Source organism: Mesorhizobium maamorense, assembly GCF_044998965.1.
Taxonomy (GTDB): Bacteria; Pseudomonadota; Alphaproteobacteria; order Rhizobiales; family Rhizobiaceae; genus Mesorhizobium.
On the sequence record NZ_CP173356.1, the window covers coordinates 421,822 to 440,152 of the forward strand.

Annotated in this window: 11 protein-coding genes and 1 pseudogene; 10 read left to right on the forward strand and 2 right to left on the reverse strand. The window is 61.1% G+C overall.

Features of this window, described 5'->3' with window-relative positions; all coding sequences use genetic code 11:
- Positions 1-32: 32 nt before the first annotated feature.
- The 3 genes and pseudogenes from ACIU1A_RS02625 (at position 33) to ACIU1A_RS02635 (ending at position 7,868) form a co-directional block, all read left to right on the forward strand.
- Positions 33-5,217 (forward strand): annotated as a pseudogene (locus ACIU1A_RS02625) (shikimate kinase).
- A gap of 129 nt (positions 5,218-5,346) precedes the next feature.
- Complete coding sequence (locus ACIU1A_RS02630; RefSeq protein ID WP_404926505.1) at positions 5,347-5,859, forward strand: DUF192 domain-containing protein; 513 nt, start codon at positions 5,347-5,349, stop codon at positions 5,857-5,859.
- A gap of 1,520 nt (positions 5,860-7,379) precedes the next feature.
- Positions 7,380-7,868, forward strand: coding sequence for a ProQ/FINO family protein (locus ACIU1A_RS02635; RefSeq protein WP_404927834.1), 489 nt, complete (start codon positions 7,380-7,382; stop codon positions 7,866-7,868).
- Between the two features lie 582 nt (positions 7,869-8,450).
- On the opposite strand, the gene groL is transcribed toward ACIU1A_RS02635, so the two are convergent.
- Positions 8,451-10,109 carry a chaperonin GroEL gene (gene groL, locus ACIU1A_RS02640; RefSeq protein WP_404926506.1) on the reverse strand — a complete coding sequence of 553 codons (1,659 nt, stop codon included), beginning with the start codon at positions 10,107-10,109 and terminating at the stop codon, positions 8,451-8,453.
- A 62-nt stretch (positions 10,110-10,171) separates the two neighbouring features.
- Positions 10,172-10,468: a co-chaperone GroES gene (gene groES, locus ACIU1A_RS02645; RefSeq protein ID WP_404926507.1), complete on the reverse strand. Its 297-nt coding sequence runs from the start codon at positions 10,466-10,468 to the stop codon at positions 10,172-10,174.
- A gap of 1,379 nt (positions 10,469-11,847) precedes the next feature.
- Here groES and ACIU1A_RS02650 point away from each other — a divergent pair.
- The 7 genes from ACIU1A_RS02650 to ACIU1A_RS02680 all read left to right on the forward strand — a co-directional run bounded on the left by ACIU1A_RS02650 (position 11,848) and on the right by ACIU1A_RS02680 (position 18,280).
- Positions 11,848-11,985, forward strand: a complete 138-nt coding sequence (locus ACIU1A_RS02650) for a DUF982 domain-containing protein (RefSeq protein WP_404927835.1) — start codon at positions 11,848-11,850, stop codon at positions 11,983-11,985.
- A 102-nt stretch (positions 11,986-12,087) separates the two neighbouring features.
- Positions 12,088-12,273: a diguanylate cyclase domain-containing protein gene (locus ACIU1A_RS02655; RefSeq protein WP_404926508.1), complete on the forward strand. Its 186-nt coding sequence runs from the start codon at positions 12,088-12,090 to the stop codon at positions 12,271-12,273.
- A gap of 1,082 nt (positions 12,274-13,355) precedes the next feature.
- Positions 13,356-14,363 (forward strand): S8 family peptidase, encoded by a 1,008-nt coding sequence (locus ACIU1A_RS02660; RefSeq protein ID WP_404926509.1) that lies wholly within the window; start codon positions 13,356-13,358, stop codon positions 14,361-14,363.
- Positions 14,364-14,377: 14 nt separating this feature from the next.
- Positions 14,378-15,334: an autotransporter-associated beta strand repeat-containing protein gene (locus ACIU1A_RS02665; RefSeq protein ID WP_404926510.1), complete on the forward strand. Its 957-nt coding sequence runs from the start codon at positions 14,378-14,380 to the stop codon at positions 15,332-15,334.
- Positions 15,331-16,689, forward strand: a complete 1,359-nt coding sequence (locus ACIU1A_RS02670; protein ID WP_404926511.1) for an autotransporter domain-containing protein — start codon at positions 15,331-15,333, stop codon at positions 16,687-16,689. The genes ACIU1A_RS02665 and ACIU1A_RS02670 overlap by 4 nt, the downstream gene beginning before the upstream one ends.
- A gap of 195 nt (positions 16,690-16,884) precedes the next feature.
- Positions 16,885-18,075 (forward strand): IS3 family transposase, encoded by a 1,191-nt coding sequence (locus tag ACIU1A_RS02675; RefSeq protein WP_404924977.1) that lies wholly within the window; start codon positions 16,885-16,887, stop codon positions 18,073-18,075.
- Complete coding sequence (locus tag ACIU1A_RS02680; protein WP_404926512.1) at positions 18,068-18,280, forward strand: hypothetical protein; 213 nt, start codon at positions 18,068-18,070, stop codon at positions 18,278-18,280. Before ACIU1A_RS02675 ends, ACIU1A_RS02680 begins: the two co-directional genes overlap by 8 nt.
- The last annotated feature ends 51 nt before the right edge of the window (positions 18,281-18,331 follow it).

Below are 18,331 nucleotides of genomic sequence, written 5' to 3' on the forward strand. Positions count from 1 at the left end.
GGCGATGCGTTTTGCTGGATCGGAGAGGGAATATGGGCAGCACCAGAGAGTTGGCCGGACAAGCAGGGCGTCCAGATAGCGAAGGAGGCCCGCACCGCATCTCCGACGCAATGTCGGACCAGCAGAAGACGCGCGAAGAGACGCTTGCCATCGCCGGCGCGGTGGTTGCCCGCGACTGCAATCTCGACGGATTTTCGGATTCAGAGTTGGCCGATTTGGTGAACGGCTTCAGCAGATGGCCGGACCAGCGGGAGACGCGTGAAGCGACGCTTGCCATCGCCGGCGCGGTGGTTGCCCGCGACGGCAATCTCGACGGATTTTCGGATTCAGAGTTGGCCGTTTTGGTGAATGGCTTCAGCAGATGGCCGGACCAGCAGAAGACGCGCGAAGCGACGCTTGCCATCGCCAAGGCGATGGTTGTCCGCGAGGGCAATCTCGACGGATTCTCGGATCAAGAATTGGCCAATCTGGTGAACGGTTTCGGCAAGTGGCCGGAAGAAGAAAAAGCACGCAAGGCGATCGTTGCCATCGCCGGCGAGCTCGGTTCCAAGGGCCGTCGCTTCAGTACTTTCAGCACGCCTGCGCTAGTCAGGATCGCCAACGGCCTGTCGCGGGTTATCGAGGCGGGAGAGACCGCCGGCGAGGTCGCCGAACCGGCCTTGCTGAAGGACCGGCTGCATCAGCTGGCGCGCTACCTCCAGCATGCCGAGGATCGGCTGCAGCAGGCCGATGTCCATGCGATCGCGAGTATATTCAAGGCGTTGGGCAAGGCGCAGTTGTTGGACGATCTCGGTGTGCTGACACAGCCGGGGCTGGATAGGCTCGAGGTGTTACGTGCCGCTCCCGGGTTTAAGCTCGACAACAACCTCGAGACGATGGGCAATCTTTGCGCCTCCCTGCTGCCACTGGCTCGCAGCCCGAAGCCGGTGTTGCGCTGGCACCGCAGGTCGGCGCTGAACCTGCTCAACGCCATCCAGCCGGTGGTGGAACACAAGATCGATGCCCATCTCAAAGCAGGCCAGGCCGAGCGCACCAGCGGCGCCAATGCAAGCCGCTGCCCGGCGCTTTCGATCCATGAGGTGCTCAAGACCCGGGCGGTGCTGGAGAACCTCTACCGGCTGCCCTATGTCGACGGCGACAAGCTCGCCTTGCAGGCCAGGCAGCAAGAGCTGCACGGCAAGACCAGGCAGATCCTGGACAGTGCCCGCGCCCTCATCGAGGCCGACCGTTCCTACAGAAGCTGGAACGTGATCGCCGAGATCGAGGCGAAGGAGCCGCTCGAAGCGCTCGACACCTTCATGGCGCAGAACGCATCGATGATCCAGGCCCAGCATGCAGCCGCCAGCTTCGATGTCCATCGGGTCCTTCAGGCCATGGACCAAGAGCCGAGACCGCCGCAAGGCGATGCCGGACTGATGCGGCTGCCGGTGGTCGACATGCAAGGCCGGCCGCTGGCCAGCGAAGCCGAGTTGCGCTATTCCACTTTCCACCGCTTGACCTCGGGCGCGGTGAAGGTGGTGGCGGTGCAGCTAAAGGGAACTCCGACTGGCGCCATGCTGACACGCACGGTCGCCGTGGAGGGCGTGCCCTACCGCATGGACCTGTTCGGCGGCAGCAAACTGAAGCCGCCGCAAAAGAGCCTGAACCAGCTTGCCTCTCAGCTGCCCTTCACGGCCGAAGAGGCCCCGTGCGGCAAGCTTTTTGGCGATCCCCTATGCCGAGACGGCTCCGGGTACGGCCTTTGAACAGCTGTCGCGGGACTGGGCGCCGTTCAAGGAAGCCTATTACTACACCCAGCGCCGCGGATTTGCCGCGCCGCCGGGCATCCCCGACATTGGCCCGCATGATTATGCGCTGGAAGGGTGCTTCAAGCTGTCCCTTCTGCCCGACCGCCCCGCAGGCGCAGTGCATCCCTTCCGGTTCAAGGGAGACGGCGAGATCGCCTTGCGGCCGCATGACGGCTGCGGCTTCATCAGGGCCTCACTGGCCGGGCGCATGCCGTCCTTTGTCCGGGCTCGCCACGACGCTCCCGAGCGGATGCCTGCCTTTGCCGATAAAAGGCAATCGGCGGTACCGCCCTCGGCGCTGCAACATTATCCGCGCAGCGTCGAGGTGGCACAGGAGACCCGCGAGAAGGCTCTGGCATGGCTCGAAACCCATCAAAGCCTCACCGCCGAGGAGCTGTTCCGGACGGTCACGGGTGGGCATATCGAGGGTTCGAGCGCGATCGCCGTGCCGTCCAGCGACGAATGCCTGCATGTGCCGACGGGCAAGAGCAAGACCTTGACCCGTGACGCTGGCGTGCTTGTCGGACGCTCCCCCTATGACAAGCCCAACCTGCGCCCGTTCGCCGCCGACCGGGTCAGGTCGGCGCGCGATGGCGATCGGACCGCGGCGTTCCTGGATCGGTGCGTGGCCTTCCAATACAGCTTCAACGTCGCGCACAAGTCGGGGGCTAGGCTTGCCGCCGACGATCCGACCTTCTTTGCCAAAGGCATCTTGATCGTTGTGCCCGACGAAATGTGGCCGGCGGACTTCGCCGATCGCGGGATGGTGATGTCTGCCGAGGACGTAAAGTGCCATTCGCACTGGCTGGAGGAAAAGGACCGGGTCACGGCCGACACCGCGCTCGAGTGCGTCGGAATCCTGCAGGCGACGGAGGTGATCGCGCCCGGCTCTTTGGTTGCAGTTCCGAGCGCCCAGCAAAAAATGCTTGACGGCGATTTTGACGGCGACAGCGTCGTCATCATCGGCGACCGGCCTCGCCTTTACGAGCATGTGCGCCAGTTCGACGCGCAGCTGCAGGCGCGCGGCATCCCCTCGATGAAGCCGCCGAAGTCGCACACGCCGGCCATTGAGAAAGGCAGCTACCAGTTCAGCCGGTCCAAGCAGATCCTGTCGACCACCGGGCTGGTGCTGGAGACCTACAGCTGCCTGCAGCGCAACCTGCTGGCGCAGCCGCTGGAGGCGCAACGCTGGTTTGCCGAGCGTGCCATCTTCGGCACCTACGAGGGCATTCATCAAGAGCTCAAGGCCGACATCCGCGCACTGTTGCAGGAAGATCGGCCGGATGGCCAGACCCTCCATGAGCTCATCGCCAGGGCGAGGGAAGACAGCAAGGCCGCCAGGCATCCGGTGGCCTGCGAACTGGCCGCGTTGCTGGTGGCCGAGCTCCAGGATTGGAACCTGCAGCTCAATAGCGAGCCGGCTCATGAGCAGTCGGACGTCAAGCAGCAGTTAGCGCGATCCGTGGCCTCAATCGGCGCGAAGCCTGCCGTCAGCGCCGACGCCGGCGCGCTCTTCCCGAAACTCACCGAATCCTATCCGGCAACCGCTGACGCCAGGAAGCGCATCGACTTCCTGCTCAACCACTACCAGCCGCGCATTGATCCGCGGCCCGACGGCTACAACCCGCACGATCTGCATGAAAGCGCCATCAATCTGTTGAGCGTCGGCATCAAGGTCGGCACGGACGCCTACAAGTCCGATACCGGTGCGCGGGTGTTCATGCAAAAAATCACCGAATTGCAGCGGCTCTTGGAGCGGAGGCCGGGCTTCAAGTCGGCGCCCTATGTCAAGGCGCAGGCGGCAAAGCTCCACCAGGGCCGGTTCGAGGTCGATGGCAGCCTGGCGGATCTGAAGGACAACCCCACGCTGGCGGCTTCGGTCATGGAGGCCTCGATCAGACTCGCCGTCGAAAAGCGCATCCTGCCCAGCGCCTTAGCAATCTCGGCCGACGACCCCGCCAGCAGGATAATGCTGAGCAGCGAACAGGCCCTGGAGCGCGCCAGGCTCGAAGCCGCCCCCGCCGAAGCGCAAGAAGCGATTACCGAAACTGTGCATGGGGTTGCCGAGCTTTTGCGGCAGGACGGCATCGAGGTGAAGGTGCCGCATCTTGACGAACGGTCGCGCGGGCATGTCTGGATAGCCGACGAGTCGACCGGCCAGAGCGTGAGCGCGGCGCCGGAGGCCCAACTGGTCACCAATGCCGTGCGCCATGTCTTCGAGATCCCCGACGAGACATTTGCGAGCGCCTTCAGGAAAGCGGCGCTGGCCTTCGAGGAGCGGGACTGTAGCGAGGTCGAGACCACCAACTGGTTCATCAGGATGGACACGCCGCGGTTACGCGGCGTTCACACGGCGTTTAGAACCGCGCAGAACTATCGCTTCGAGGTCGAGTTCCATACGCCGGCCAGTTACCGGGCCGAGCTCGCGCAGCGCGCGCAGAGCGAATGCGAGCCGGTCCCCATTCCCCCTGGTGCCTGGGACTTATCACACTGGGGCTCGTCAGCAGAAAGCAGGTCGAGGGCGGCAGGGACCTCCAGGTCGCTCACCGTCGCAAGACAACAGATTGCGGTCGCTCGCTCGCCGCAAGCCGGCGAGATCGTCGCGGCCCTCGGTACGCGGCCGGTCGTGCTCGTCGGCATGCCGGCGAGCGGCAAGTCGAGCATCGGCCCCCAGCTTGCCAAGGAGCTGGGGGTGGAGTTTGTCGACATCGATAAGCTTATCGTCAAAAGGCACGGCAATATTGCGGATATATTCAAGCGCAGTGGCGAGCTGTGCTTCAGGGAGCTGGAGGCTAGAGAGCTCGCCGAGCAGCTGAAGAAAGGGCCCATGGTCATCGCAACCGGCGGCGGCGGCTTTGTCAAGCAGCACAATCGAGACCTGATCCGCGAGAAGGCGGTGTCGATCTGGCTCAATACCGACCTGCAAGAGATCGGCAGGCGTCTCAGGGGCGACACCAGCCGGCCGCTGCTGCAAGGCCCCGACAAACAGCAGCAGCTCGAAAACATGTTAGAAGAGCGCCGGCCAGACTACCAACAGGCCGATATCAGGGTGGTCCCGCCCTTTAAAAAAGACAAGAAGAACGCCGGCACTTGCGTGAAGGAGCTCTACGCTTTCCTGTGCAGCAGGGAGAGAGAAGCCGCCCTGACGCCCGCTGCCGAGATATCAAATGTCTCCGGTGCTTCCGGCTCCGCCATCGACTTGCCTCCGACAGCACAGCGCATGCGCGACGATCATGACAACCGCTATGATCGCGGGGGCGGCGTCGTGGAAACCATCCAGGCGCCGGCGGCACCAATGAGTGAAGGTGAACTGCCGCCGCCCCGCGACACCCTCACCGCCGACCCGCAGCCTTTGCTGGCCGGCAACAACCCACGAGCGGATTTAGCGTCTTCCACGAGAAGCAGAGAACGCTCAAGTCCAGGACGATAAGCTTTAAGCGGCACAAGGGTTCTTTCGCAGGTTTGGTGCAGGGGGCGGGTTCGCGCCGAATGCTAATAAAAGCGGGAATCGCATGCATGAAGTCGTCAGAAGTAGGACGATTCCGGCCAAGGATTTTGAATGACTCACAGGAACTGGCTGGCAACGGGCGTAATTTGCGCCGCGATCGCCCTTGTCGTCGCCACAGGCGCTTTCTTCCATTCGCTGCAACCGGCTTCGGCCGACAGACGGGCGATGATCCTTGCCGTCGACCCGCAGCCGCTGGTCGCGGTGACGAAAGGCGGCGAACGCTCTTTCTCCGTCGAAATAGCCGACACCTCGGCAGAGCTCGACGCCGGCCTGATGTTTCGCGAGGAGATGGCCGACGATCATGGCATGCTGTTCGTGTTCGAGGAGCCTCGGAATCTCAGCTTCTGGATGAAGAACACGCCAATGCCGCTCGACCTGATCTTTGTCGGCCAGGACGGCAGGGTCCGGGCGATCAAGCAAGGCATGCCGCAATCGGAGGCGATGATCTCGCCCAGCGAGCCGGCTCGCTTCGTGCTCGAGCTCAAGGCAGGCACGGCAGCCAGGAGCGGCATCGAGGATGGCGATTTGTTGCGTCACCCGGCAATTGGCAATGCGCACAACTGAACGCGCAGGATCGATCGCAGATGCAGTTTTCTCCCATGACGAGGTCGAAACAAGAACTGTTCCCAGCGACACGCCAAGATCGAACGGAGCACGAACGTCATGCGGCGTGGCGTAACCGAGCCGGGGTCTGAGCGACCTGAAGCCCTCAGACACCTGATGTTCTGTATCCCAGGTGTAATGCCGGTCAGATTGATGTGTTCCCAGCTACCGAGGCTGTCATCTTCGCCGTCAAGGCCGCTCGCGCTATTACAGGGCGGGTCTCCGACGTCATTGCCGGACCGTGTCGCATGAGCTCCTCATTCAGTTTCACCTGAAGGCTAAGCGCTATGATTGCAGTGTCGCCAGCCCAGCTGTCATGCTGAGCGGATTGGCGCTGAACGTGCCGCCGTGGGAGACGGCTGGTTCCCCTTGGTGTGATCGAAGACCGCCATGTGCGACCCTGGCCCCGCTGCGGCCCCTTTGGTGCAGAATCAAGGCTCACTTCCACATAGTCATAGGCGCTGTGATATGCGCCCTCGAACTTGGAAATCATCGGGCGTGGCGAAGATCCAGATCAATGGTCCTATCCTCGCCTTCGCATATGACCGGTGTTGGTTTCTCCCGGATCATCTGCGATTTAAATCAATATGTCTAAGGATATTGACGATTGCGCGACCGTCACCTCGTAGAAGGCTAACGCGGGATGCAACTGAGAGGGTAAAATGACAAGCGATTTTTCCGCGGCGCGAGTGCATCTAGATCGAGCGTATCATTATCTGCGAGGTGATGACCCGATGAGCCGGAGGGGGCGCGAAGCCTTGGATTTGCTAATTGAGGCAGTTGCCGGCGAGGAGTTAAGCAGCCGAGCCAAAACGCGGACGTGCTAATGTTTCCGATTTGGCGCCGCTCTGAGGCGATCTCCAGCCAGGAACGCCCGTGAAGGCGTGAGCCGAGACGGCAATCGAATGGGGGTCCGAAGCCTGTCGCTCACAACCTCCGAATTTCGCTGCGCCTATTGTCATAGGCGGCAGTTATTTCCGAGAATGGCCGCGCCCGGTAGGTCCGCCGCGCCCGCGCCAGGTTCTGGTGATCGAGGCCGAGTTTCGGCCGAACACTTTTCCAGCCATCTGCCTGCCTTCCTGTCCCAGGACGGCGTTGACCCGGCCGAGATCACGGAACGGTCGCCTGAGCGGCTTTCGCGCTACGCGACGCCCTTGTACGACGGAACGGCCGGGCGGGTGAGAGAAGCCGCAACGGTTTCGGGTCCTGGCCTCCTCGGAGAGCCGTCGAGTTTCGCTGCCGGCGTTTCAGATGCGCTGCCAAGGGTCAATGGGCTAACTGAGATATGGGGAAACAGCGTTCCAACGACCTGATGTATGACTGTGAAGCTGCCCATCCTGCTCTCCACCAGGCACTTCGTCTGTCCGAATGAGACCCGCTGCTTTGCCCTGCGGGGCGAACGCCCATTTTTCCATAATAATTGCACATATCAGTGCTAGGAACGTCCGAATTGGAGACGAAACAATGGGGCGAGGCTTATGATGTTGAGCTGTAGCCGAGGCAAATCGCCTGCACAGCTTTTCCGCTATCTATCGGCCAAGTGGCCTGCGGCATTCAATCCGAAAGCGCCTAGGCCGCTCAAGATCGGCATCCATTATGACATTCGGGTGCTCGACGGCGAACTGTCCGATGATGAATTAAGGAGAGCCCTGCTGGCATATACCAAGATGGCCAAATACTTGGCGAGACTGCATGCCGGCGCCGCACGGGTCGATCTGGATGGCAAGCCGGCCGGCGTGGTCTCGGATGCCGACGCGGCGACCGCCAAGGCTTTGCTGAGGGCCCGCAAGCAGAAACAAGAGGCGAAGCAAACGCCGGAGCCAAGGGTAGAGCCTCAACCGCCAGCCAAACCAAAACCGAAGCGAACCGCCGTGTACAAGGCGAAGAATACGGCCGACAGCCCGACCGGCATAGTCGTTGAGACGAAGCGTCGCCGGTCATTCCGGAAGCCGATGGCGGAGGGCCGCTGAGCGATAGGCCTGCACCGACGGGGACAGCCCCAGAGGATCGGAGCACGTGGCGCGCCCGCCAGTCCGAATTGCCGCAATCGCAATGGAGCTGCCGCACTCGTGCTGGCGAAACGGAGTGGTCGGTCATCCCTTCTTCGAGATGAACGAAGCCGGACGCTATCCCGATGGTCGTTCTGCGACCGCCGCGACCGCTATCGTTCGGGATGGGCAGTCAGGTCGACGCCGGCCCAGATTGACTGTGGCCGCTTCACGAGCCCACGCTTCTGTTGATCTGTAGCTGCTGCCTCATGCTCTCCTGCGACTTGAGGCAGGGTGCGAATATCATCCAGGCCGATTGCACCTTTTCGCCACCGCTCCCTTATACTCTTGAATGGTATTCGAATACGTTGGTTGTCTTCGAAGCCACGACGCCAGCGGCTCTCCGCCGCATCCGTGCCCGCGCGCTCTCCTTGTTCTGCTTCACGACCAGCGCTACTACGGCCACACAGCCGGTGTACGCACCGAACGTTTCCGGCCGCATCCGACTTCAAGGAAATGGGCGGTATTGCTGCCGCCCTTTCCGTATTAGCCAGGTAGCGTGGATTAGAAATCCATGCCGCCCATACCGCCCATGCCGCCGCCGCCCATGCCGCCAGGCATGCCGCCTCCGCCAGCCGACTCCTTCTTCGGAGCCTCCGCGATCATGGCTTCGGTGGTGACCAGCAGGCCGGCGACCGAAGCCGCGTCCTGAAGAGCTGTACGGACAACCTTGACCGGATCGACGATGCCCATGGCGATCATGTCGCCATACTCGCCGGTCTGGGCGTTGTAGCCGAAGGTCGCGCCCTTGTTCTCAAGGATCTTGCCGGCGACGATCGATGCTTCCGCACCGGCGTTGGCCGCGATCTGGCGGGCCGGAGCCTGCAGCGCACGACGAACGATGTTGATGCCGGCAGCCTGGTCGGAGTTGACGCCGACAGCGTTGATGTTCAGCGAAGCGCGCAGCAGTGCGACGCCGCCGCCGGGAACGATGCCTTCTTCGACGGCCGCGCGGGTCGCGTTGAGGGCGTCATCGACGCGGTCCTTCTTTTCCTTGACTTCGACTTCCGTCGCACCGCCGACGCGGATCACGGCAACTCCGCCGGCGAGCTTCGCCAGACGTTCCTGCAGCTTCTCCTTGTCGTAGTCCGAAGTGGTCTCTTCGATCTGCTGCTTGATCTGGGCAACGCGGCCCTGGATCTCTTCCTTCTTGCCGGCGCCGTCGACGATGGTGGTGTTCTCCTTCGAGATCGACACCTTCTTGGCGCGGCCGAGCATGTTGAGGCCAACATTCTCGAGCTTGATGCCGAGGTCTTCGGAAATGACCTGGCCACCGGTGAGGATGGCGATGTCTTCCAGCATGGCCTTGCGGCGATCACCGAAGCCCGGCGCCTTGACGGCGGCGATCTTCAGGCCGCCACGCAGCTTGTTGACGACGAGCGTGGCCAGAGCCTCGCCTTCGACGTCTTCCGAGATGATGAGCAGCGGCTTCGAGGTCTGCACGACGGCTTCGAGGACCGGCAGCATGGCCTGCAGGTTGGAGAGCTTCTTCTCGTGCAGCAGGATGTAGGCGTCCTCGAGATCGGCAACCATCTTGTCGGCGTTGGTGACGAAGTAGGGCGAGAGATAGCCGCGGTCGAACTGCATGCCTTCGACGACTTCGAGTTCGGTCTCGGCGGTCTTGGCTTCCTCGACCGTGATGACGCCTTCGTTGCCGACCTTCTGCATCGCTTCGGCGATCATCAAGCCGACCGAAGCATCGCCGTTGCCGGCGATCGTGCCGACCTGGGCAACCTCTTCCGAGGTCTTGATCTTCTTGGCGTTCTTGATCAGCGTCGCGACGACGTCGGTTACTGCGAGGTCGATGCCGCGCTTCAGGTCCATCGGGTTCATGCCGGCGGCAACGGCCTTGTGGCCTTCCTGGACGATCGACTGCGCCAGAACGGTCGCGGTCGTGGTGCCGTCGCCGGCGATGTCGTTGGTCTTCGAAGCGACTTCGCGGATCATCTGCGCGCCCATGTTCTCGAACTTGTCGGAAAGTTCGATTTCCTTGGCGACGGTGACGCCGTCCTTGGTGATGCGCGGGGCGCCGAACGACTTGTCGATGACGACGTTGCGGCCCTTGGGGCCGAGCGTGACCTTCACCGCGTCGGCGAGGATGTTGATGCCATGCAGCATGCGCTCGCGGGCATCGCGGGAGAATTTTACGTCTTTGGCAGCCATTTTTAGCTCCTGGCAGGGGCTTTGATCGAGCCCGGGAATTCAGTTGACGGAATGGCCGATAATCAGCCGATGATGCCCATGATGTCGGATTCCTTCATGATCAGAAGGTCTTCGCCATTGAGCTTGACTTCGGTGCCCGACCACTTGCCGAACATGATGCGGTCGCCAGCCTTAACGTCCAGGGGCACGAGCTTGCCAGCTTCGTCGCGGGCGCCGGAGCCGACGGCGATGATCTCGCCTTCCTGCGGCTTTTCCTTTGCCGTATCCGGGATGATGATCCCGCCCGCGGTCTTGGATTCGGATTCGACCCGGCGAACGACCACGCGGTCATGAAGCGGCCGGAAATTCGACTTTGCCATTGTGGATATCCCTGGTGCGGAGGTTGAAAGGTTCTCCGTTGCCGGAGCCTGGTTAGCACTCGCCAGCGGGGAGTGCTAACGTGTCGGTGAGATAGGCTGTAGGTTCGTCCTGGTCAAGACGGATGAGCGGACAGCCGAAGAGCCAAAAGATTTGGAATCGGCCCGGAAACCTGGCCCGCATTGCGGCGCATCCCAATGCCTTAGCGCGTTTCGGCCGTCAGCTCTGGGCCGACTTTTGTGTCTTATTTGGAATGTGAAATTATGTGAAATTAACAGCCGAGCAGTCGGCCGGGTATCGACGGCCAGCCGAACAGTCTTGAGCTTTTAGCAGTGCATTCCTAACCTGGAGCTGCATCGCGAAAGGAGCGTTCTCGCTTCAAGCGGGCAATCGCAGACGATGATCGGAATGCCGCCTTGAGGACGATATTTCCCTCGGTCCGGGTAGCCTGTCGAAGCGAAAACTTCGACCAGTTGTTTCCGGAGCCCGATATGGTGATGAAATACAGACGTTGATCCAGGTCTTCAAGCGAAGTCCCTTGGTTCGGACAGCCTCACCGCCTACGACAAGGAGCACTTCAAGACCTACTTGAGGTTCCTGGACGCCTCCGCCGACGATGCCGGTTATGAGGAGATGGCGCAGGTCATCCTGGGCATCGATCCGGCGGAAGTGCGGTGCGCGCGCGGAAAGCCGCGAGAAGCCATCTCGATCGGGCGAACTGGATGATGACCACCGGTTATAAGGAGTTGTTTGCGTATATGACGATGAACGGTCGGCGACACACGCTGCTTGTCCAGACGTGATCACGGCCGTCCGCCACAAGAATGGCGTGACATCCGGGCCTGCGCGATACGTCTATTCATTGTCAAACTCCGCTGCTCGTACAGGCAGAATATTGGCTTCGCCGATGCGTCTGGCGTGGCCATGCAGGTCTGCGCCGGCCGCTCGTCATACCTGGCCGGCGCAGCCAAGGCGGAGAGATGAAGCCGTGTTCTGTTGGCGGGTCAAAGCCGGACCATGTTCCAATGGTCTTCGTCGGGACCATGTAGCTATGCCACCTGATGAGCCACCGCGGCAGCAGAGCCGCCACCGTGTCGCTCGTTTGGGCAGACCGGCGCTAGCCGGCTTGCTCGCGTGGGGGACATCACGCCGTTATTTTCTCTTGAGATCGTCATCGCCCTGACAACACACTTTGCTAGGTCCCGGATGTCACGAGGTGCCTGTTCACGCACCAGATGTTCAGCAGGTCGGGAGGATTGATGAACTCTGAAGCTTTCAGCAGCCCACTTTTCGTACGACGTGCAGCGTACATCGTGCAAGAGATTGCAGTCTTGCGGACGCTGTCGATTTCCTCGCTGAATGGCCACCAGATCGCAGAGACCTGGTCCGCGAAGCCGCCCTGAAGGCATGCTATGATGCATACGACGGGCGAAAGCCTGTAAGTGCATCGCGCAATGCCTTTTTCGGCTTCGCGAAGCGTGTCGCCATATTGGAGGATGCAACCTCCGCCATGCAATGATCCTTGCCCGCCACGATCCCTTGACCAAGCTTCCAAACCGCACGAGCTTCAACGAAAAGCTGGAGGCCGAGTTTACGGCACACCTCGCCACCGAGCGGTGCCTTGCTCTTCCTCGATCTCGACCGCTTCAAGGAGATCAACGACCTCTTCGGCTATCTTGTCGGGGACGCGGTGCTGCTGTGTGTGGCCGAGAAGACCAGGAGCATCCTCAAGCCAGGGCAGATGGTTGCGTGCTTGGGCGGCGACGAGTTCGCTGTGATCGTTCCCGGTCTGCCGAGCGCCGCCTAGGCGTATTGCAGGCGCTTTCATGTTTGCTTCTCCACCGTACGCATGGCATGCCCATGGCCCCGACACCCTTCGTCCGACCCGGACTAGAACAGATGGTATCAGGTCAGTTCCATCTTGCGCTTCATTTCCGCGTGGGCCGGCGTTTTGGGAAACTTCAAAACTCGGCCGGCGGTTTGCATTGAGCTTCGGACCCAACCCCCTATGGGATTCAGAACACGGACTTTTGGATCGTGTCTAACCCTTATTGCAGGCAAACGTACTCTCGGCTCCGGAAAGATCGATGTAAAATCGAATTGGATGGTTGGGGGCCGTCACAATCGCCGCTTACAGAATAGGCGATGCGGCCAACGCGCCGTCGCTGCCTGATCTGGGGTGAACCCGGCCTTGTCGAACACCTCCTGGGCAGCGAGCAGGCCACGCACGATTTGTTCCGGCTGCGCTCCTTCGACGCGATCATGAGCGGCTGCTAGCCCGACCTGTTAATTGATCCAGGTGTTTGCGGCTGCGTCAAGCGCATGGGCGCGACGTGCCAGATATGGGCTGCCATTCCGTTTGCGACAGAACCGATGCATGTCCACAATCCGACAGCGACAGACAAAATATCAGGTTCAAAACAAACATTGACGAAAATGTCAGGTTCATTACCACCGGCACTGTGGAGCTTTTTCAAAGTGAACAGGCGCTTACTGGTCGCTGAGCGCGTTGGCACAGGCTTTGCACATAGATGTGCTGCAACACTGAGCGATGGTGACTGCACGATGGACGGTTCAGCGCGTGGTTTACTGCTTGCGGAAGACCCTAAAGTTCTTGTGGGGGACAGAATTGGCCGGCTTTGATGTGAACGGCGCAAAACCCACCTGACGACGTCCGAAAGGCCGCGGCCTCCTCACGTCCGCCGCCGCGCTCGGCTTTGACGGTTTGGTGCCGCCGGTCAAGAACAACAGAGGACATAAGGAATGACGATGCAGACGGGTCGAGTTGTATGGGGGAGCAAAGGATCACGGCAATCTAGGCTGGCGTGCGCCGGAGCTATGCAGGTCAGAGCCGCGCCATGCCGTGCTCGTCTGGCCAGGCTTCGCTCCTTGCGCAGCGCCGCCGCGGTGCTGTTGGTCGCGACCGCTTCGTCCGGGGCGTTGGCGCAGGAAACGCCGCCGTATGTCAATGCTGACGGAACCGGCACCTACGATCTACAGGCCGCCATGCAAAGCTGGCGCGATGACCCAGAATTCCAGGGCAATTGGGGACTGAAGGCAATGAAGGCCGACGGTGCCTATGCTTTGGGCATTACCGGAAAGGGGGTCAGAATTGGAGTGTTCGATTCCGGTATTCTGTCTAGTCACCAGGAGTTCGGTGGTGGTCGGCTTAATCTCATTTACGTCGAGGGGTTTTCCACGGAGGGCAAACCATTTGGTATGAGCGGCGAGTACAATCCGCAAATCAATGATGGTCACGGAACTGGAATGACAGGGCTGATCGTCGCGAGCCGCGACAACAAAAAAATGCACGGCGTCGCTTTCGATTCGCCCTTCTATGTTGCCAATACGGGCGGGCGTGACGATCTACAGCAGGGCTCCAACAATCCGGCCCTCGACTTCAACTTCTTCAAATCGACGTTCGATGCGCTCGGCAAAAAAAATGTAAGAGTGGTCAATGAGAGTTGGGGAAGCGATTCAGCTATTCTTTCGGAGAGACGTACAGGTAGCATTTCCGACTTGGTTTTTGCCTCCAGGAATTTCTGGAAGCTCCGGACGGGAGGAACCAAAACCTGGCTTGATGCAGCGGTCAAAGGGGCCAGGCAGCATGGTTTTGTTCAGGTGGTCTCTAACGGCAACGATAGCAAGTCTGCTAATCCTGACTTGTTTGCCAGTCAGCCGTTTTTTAATCCGGATGTAGAAAGGAAGTGGTTGGCTGTTAGCGGCTACGACGAAACAGGGAGCCAAGTCTATAATAAATGCGGCGTGGCAAAGTGGTGGTGTATCATGGGTCCCTCTGGCATGAGCTCAACCAAGACAGATGGCAACTACATGGACAATGCCAACGGCACATCGGCAGCTTCCCCCACATTTCCGGGGCTCTTGCCCTTGTCATGAGCCGATATCGCTATATGAGCAACGAAGAGGCTGTCACAACACTGCTCACGACAGCTCAAAACAAGATTGCCGATCCAGATCGCGAAGTACCCAAACGTGGTGATAAGACCTTTGATTTTCTTACCTCGGTGAAGAATGGCGACAGTCGGATTCCGAATGAACTTGGCGGCTGGGGGCTTCCCGACCTGAAGAAGGCGATGGCCGGTCCCGGCCAGTTATTGGGGCATTTTGCGGCGGGCTTGCCGAAGGGAATGTCCGACACCTGGGCGAACGACATTTCCGATGAGGCGATCAGAGCGCGAAAGGATGACGATCTAAAAGAACAAGCAACTCTGCGCCAGCTTCTACAAAGCAGTCAGGGAGAGAATGGTAAAGCATTCACCGAGGATGACAAAAAAAACCTGACGAATATCATCCTCACTCGCGAGAAGGCCATGCAGACACGCGGCAAGGATCCGGTGACGGGCAAGACCTATGTCGACAGTCTGGAGAAGCTTGGCGACGGACATCTCATTGTGACTGGGAAGAACACCTATGCGGGCAGCACTTGGGTACGCGGCGGCAAGCTGTCGGTGGATGGATCGATCACCTCGACCGTGACGGTGGATGGCAGCGGCATTGGCAAAGAGGTCGAATACTATACGCCGCACGACGACAAGCAGACCGAACAGGGCACGACCGGCGGGACGATTGGCGGCACCGGCACGATCGGTGGATTGATTGCAAAAGCGGGCGGGACGGTTGAGCCGGGCAGTGTGGCGCAGCCGATCGGCACGCTTAAGGTTGGCGATGTGGGTGTTCGCTTTGAGAAAGGCTCGACCTATGCGGTTGAGGTCAATTCCCTCGGCGCAAGCGATCGGATCGAGACCACCGGCACGGTCACGCTCATTGGCGGCACGGTCAAGGTGCCGGCGGGATGGCTTTATAAGCCGGAGACGCGCTATCAGATCCTGACTGCGACCGGGGGGTGAATGGTCAATTTGACAAAACAACCTCGGACCTTGCGTTTCTGGATCCGTCGCTTGATCACCGGACCCATGATGTCGGGCTGACATTGTCGCGCAACCAGGTGGCGCTGGCCTCGACGGCGGCAACGCCGAACGAGATGGCGGTTGTGGCGGCGCTGGAAAATGCCTTTCCCCTGACGCCGTCCCCGACATCACCCGGCCAAGCGACGCCGGCGGGAGAGCCTCAGGCGGACGCCACGCCAGAACTGGCGCTGGCGCTGCCATCGCCCACTGTACAGGCTCTGCCGGCGACCCCGCTCGATCCGCTGCTGCTTGCTGTTCTCAATTTGAGCAAGGCCTCGGCCGGCCACGCCTGGGCGCCGCTGTCGGGTGAGATTCATGCGACGGTTAAGGGTGCGCTGATAGGGGAGAGTTCTTATGCGCGCGATGCCGTGATGGAGCGTCTGCGTGCGGCGTTTGACGGGGTGGGGGCCTCATCCGTGCCTGTGATGGCCTATGGGCCGGACGGGGTGGAGCCGGTTTGCGCCGATACGCAACGGTTTGCTGTTTGGAGCCAGGCCTACGGCGCCTGGGGAACTGCCGACGGCGATGGCAATGCGGCCGGTTATCACCGCTCGGCGCGCGGCTTTTTGGCGGGCGGGGATGTCTTACTTGGCGATTGGCGCCTAGGCCTTGCGGGCGGTTATGGTCATTCCTCCTACGAGGTCGATGCGCGCGCCGCATCGGCCGAAGCGGACAATTACACGCTTGCCCTTTATGCCGGTACCCGAATCGAGGCGTTATCTTTGAATTTTGGGGCGGCGCATAGCTGGCATTCGATCGACACCGGCCGGGGGGTTGTGTTTCAAAGCTTTGCCGATAAGGCGACAGCCTCCTATGATGCCCGTTCGGCGCAGGCCTTCGGCGAGGCAGGCTATGAGCTGAGCTACGAGTTTGCCCGCTTCGAGCCTTTCGCCAATCTGGCGCATGTGCATCTCAAGACGGACGGCTACCGGGAGAAGGACACGAACGGCGCCGGGTTAACGAGCAGCAGCAGCAGCGGCGACGTGACGTACACCACGCTTGGGCTTCATGCCGGTAGCGACTTCGTCGTTGGCGGCGTGGCCGTCAAGTCATATGGGACGCTTGGCTGGCGGCATGCCTTTGGCGATGTGGTGCCGCGGGCCGCGCATGGCTTCGCCGGCGGCCAGAACTTTGCGATCAGCGGCACGCCGGTCGCCAAGGACGCTGCCATCCTCGAGGTCGGGCTGGACTTCCGTCTGGCGGCCAATGCCAGCCTCGCGGTCTCTTATGAGGGTCAAATTGCTTCCTCCGTGCAAGAGCATGGCGTCACCGCAAGGGTTGGCGTGCGGTTCTGACAAAAGAGGACGAAACATCGCCAAAGCCTTCTGAAGGATCGGCAGCAGCGACAAGACCGGCGACCTGGCTCGCTATCTGCCGACGGCTATCTGGAGTTTTTGGGCCGCAACGACGACCAGGTGACATCCGCTGACGTTGCCCCTTTGGCTTAATCCGGTTTGAAGTTCGCTCTGGCCCAACGCGAGGACCAGAGAATGAAGCGCAGCCGTTTCAGTGAAGAGCAGATCATCGGGATTTTGAAGGAGCATGAGGCCGGAGTTTCGGTGGCCGATCTGTGCCGCAAGCACGGGGTCAGCGACGCCAGCATCTACAAATGGAAGGCGAAGTATAGCGGCATGGACGTGTCGGAAGCGAAGCGGCTGAAGACGCTGGAGGATGAGAACGCTCGTCTGAAGCGGCTCCTGGCGGACGCCATGCTCGACAATGCCGCTTTGAAAGATCTTCTCGGAAAAAAAATGGTGACGCCCGCTGCCGAGCGAGAGGCTGTCGCGCATCTTCGAACGGCATTCGAGATGAGCGAGCGGCGGGCGTGCAAGACCATCGGCTGCTGTCGGATGACGGTTCGCCACAAGGCGAGCCGTGGCGACGATGGTGACCTGCGGGAGCGGATGAAGGCGATCGCGCATGAGCGCCGGCGCTTCGGCTATCGCCGCCTGCACGTGCTGCTGCGGCGGGAAGGTTATGTGGTCAATCACAAGCGTCTGTTCCGGCTCTATCGCGAGGAGAGGCTTGCCGTTCGGCGCCGTGGCGGCCGCAAGCGAGCCATTGGAACGCGGGCACCGATGATGGTCCCCGTTGCACCCAACGACCGTTGGTCACTGGACTTCGTGTCGGATCAGCTGACCGATGGCCGTCGCTTCCGGATATTGACCGTCGTCGACGACTGCACGCGCGAGTGCCTGGGGTTGGTCGCGGATACGTCTCTGTCCGGCGTGAGGGTTGCCCGCGAACTCGATCGGCTCGTGATCGAACGCGGCAAGCCGAAGATGGTGGTCAGTGACAATGGCAGCGAACTGACCAGCAATGCGATCCTTGCCTGGGCCGATGCAAGCCGCGTGGACTGGCATTATATCGCGCCGGGCAAGCCAATGCAGAACGGCTTCATCGAGAGCTTCAACGGTCGCCTCCGTGACGAACTGCTGAACGAGACGCTGTTCACCTCATTGGCACAGGCTCGCGCGGTCTTGGCCAGTTGGCGGACAGATTACAACTTCAATCGCCCACATTCGCGGCTCGGATGGCAGACCCCCTTCGAGTTCGCCCACACCTTCACCCCGCGACGGGACACAGCGCTGCGCACCGTGATCAGCTCCGCGCCTGTGCCCGTCGCTCAAACCGCCCAACAGGGCAACATAGATCGCCGGAGCGAACTCAGGATTGGATAAAACTTGGGGGCAACGTCACCAGGACTTCCGCATCGAGCCGGGCGAGATCGCGGCGCGGCTGATCGAGCACGCCTGGATGCGCGAGGCGGTGGTGGTGGCGCGCCAGGACCGCGCCAGCGACAAGCATCTTGTCGCCTATATCGTGGGCCGGCCCGAGGCCGGCTCGTACCGGCTGCGTTCGTGCGGCTGGCGGCGCTGCCCTTGACGACGAACGGCAAGCTCGACCGCAAGGCGCTGCCGGCGCGACGAGGCCTAT

Bases quoted from the DNA above. Each gene is read 5' to 3' on its own strand.
- ACIU1A_RS02630 (WP_404926505.1), top strand. From the start codon at position 5,347: ATGACTCACAGGAACTGGCTGGCAACGGGCGTAATTTGCGCCGCGATC.
- ACIU1A_RS02635 (WP_404927834.1), top strand. From the start codon at position 7,380: ATGTTGAGCTGTAGCCGAGGCAAATCGCCTGCACAGCTTTTCCGCTAT.
- groL (WP_404926506.1), bottom strand. From the start codon at position 10,109: ATGGCTGCCAAAGACGTAAAATTCTCCCGCGATGCCCGCGAGCGCATG.
- groES (WP_404926507.1), bottom strand. From the start codon at position 10,468: ATGGCAAAGTCGAATTTCCGGCCGCTTCATGACCGCGTGGTCGTTCGC.
- ACIU1A_RS02665 (WP_404926510.1), top strand. From the start codon at position 14,378: ATGAGCAACGAAGAGGCTGTCACAACACTGCTCACGACAGCTCAAAAC.
- ACIU1A_RS02675 (WP_404924977.1), top strand. From the start codon at position 16,885: ATGAAGCGCAGCCGTTTCAGTGAAGAGCAGATCATCGGGATTTTGAAG.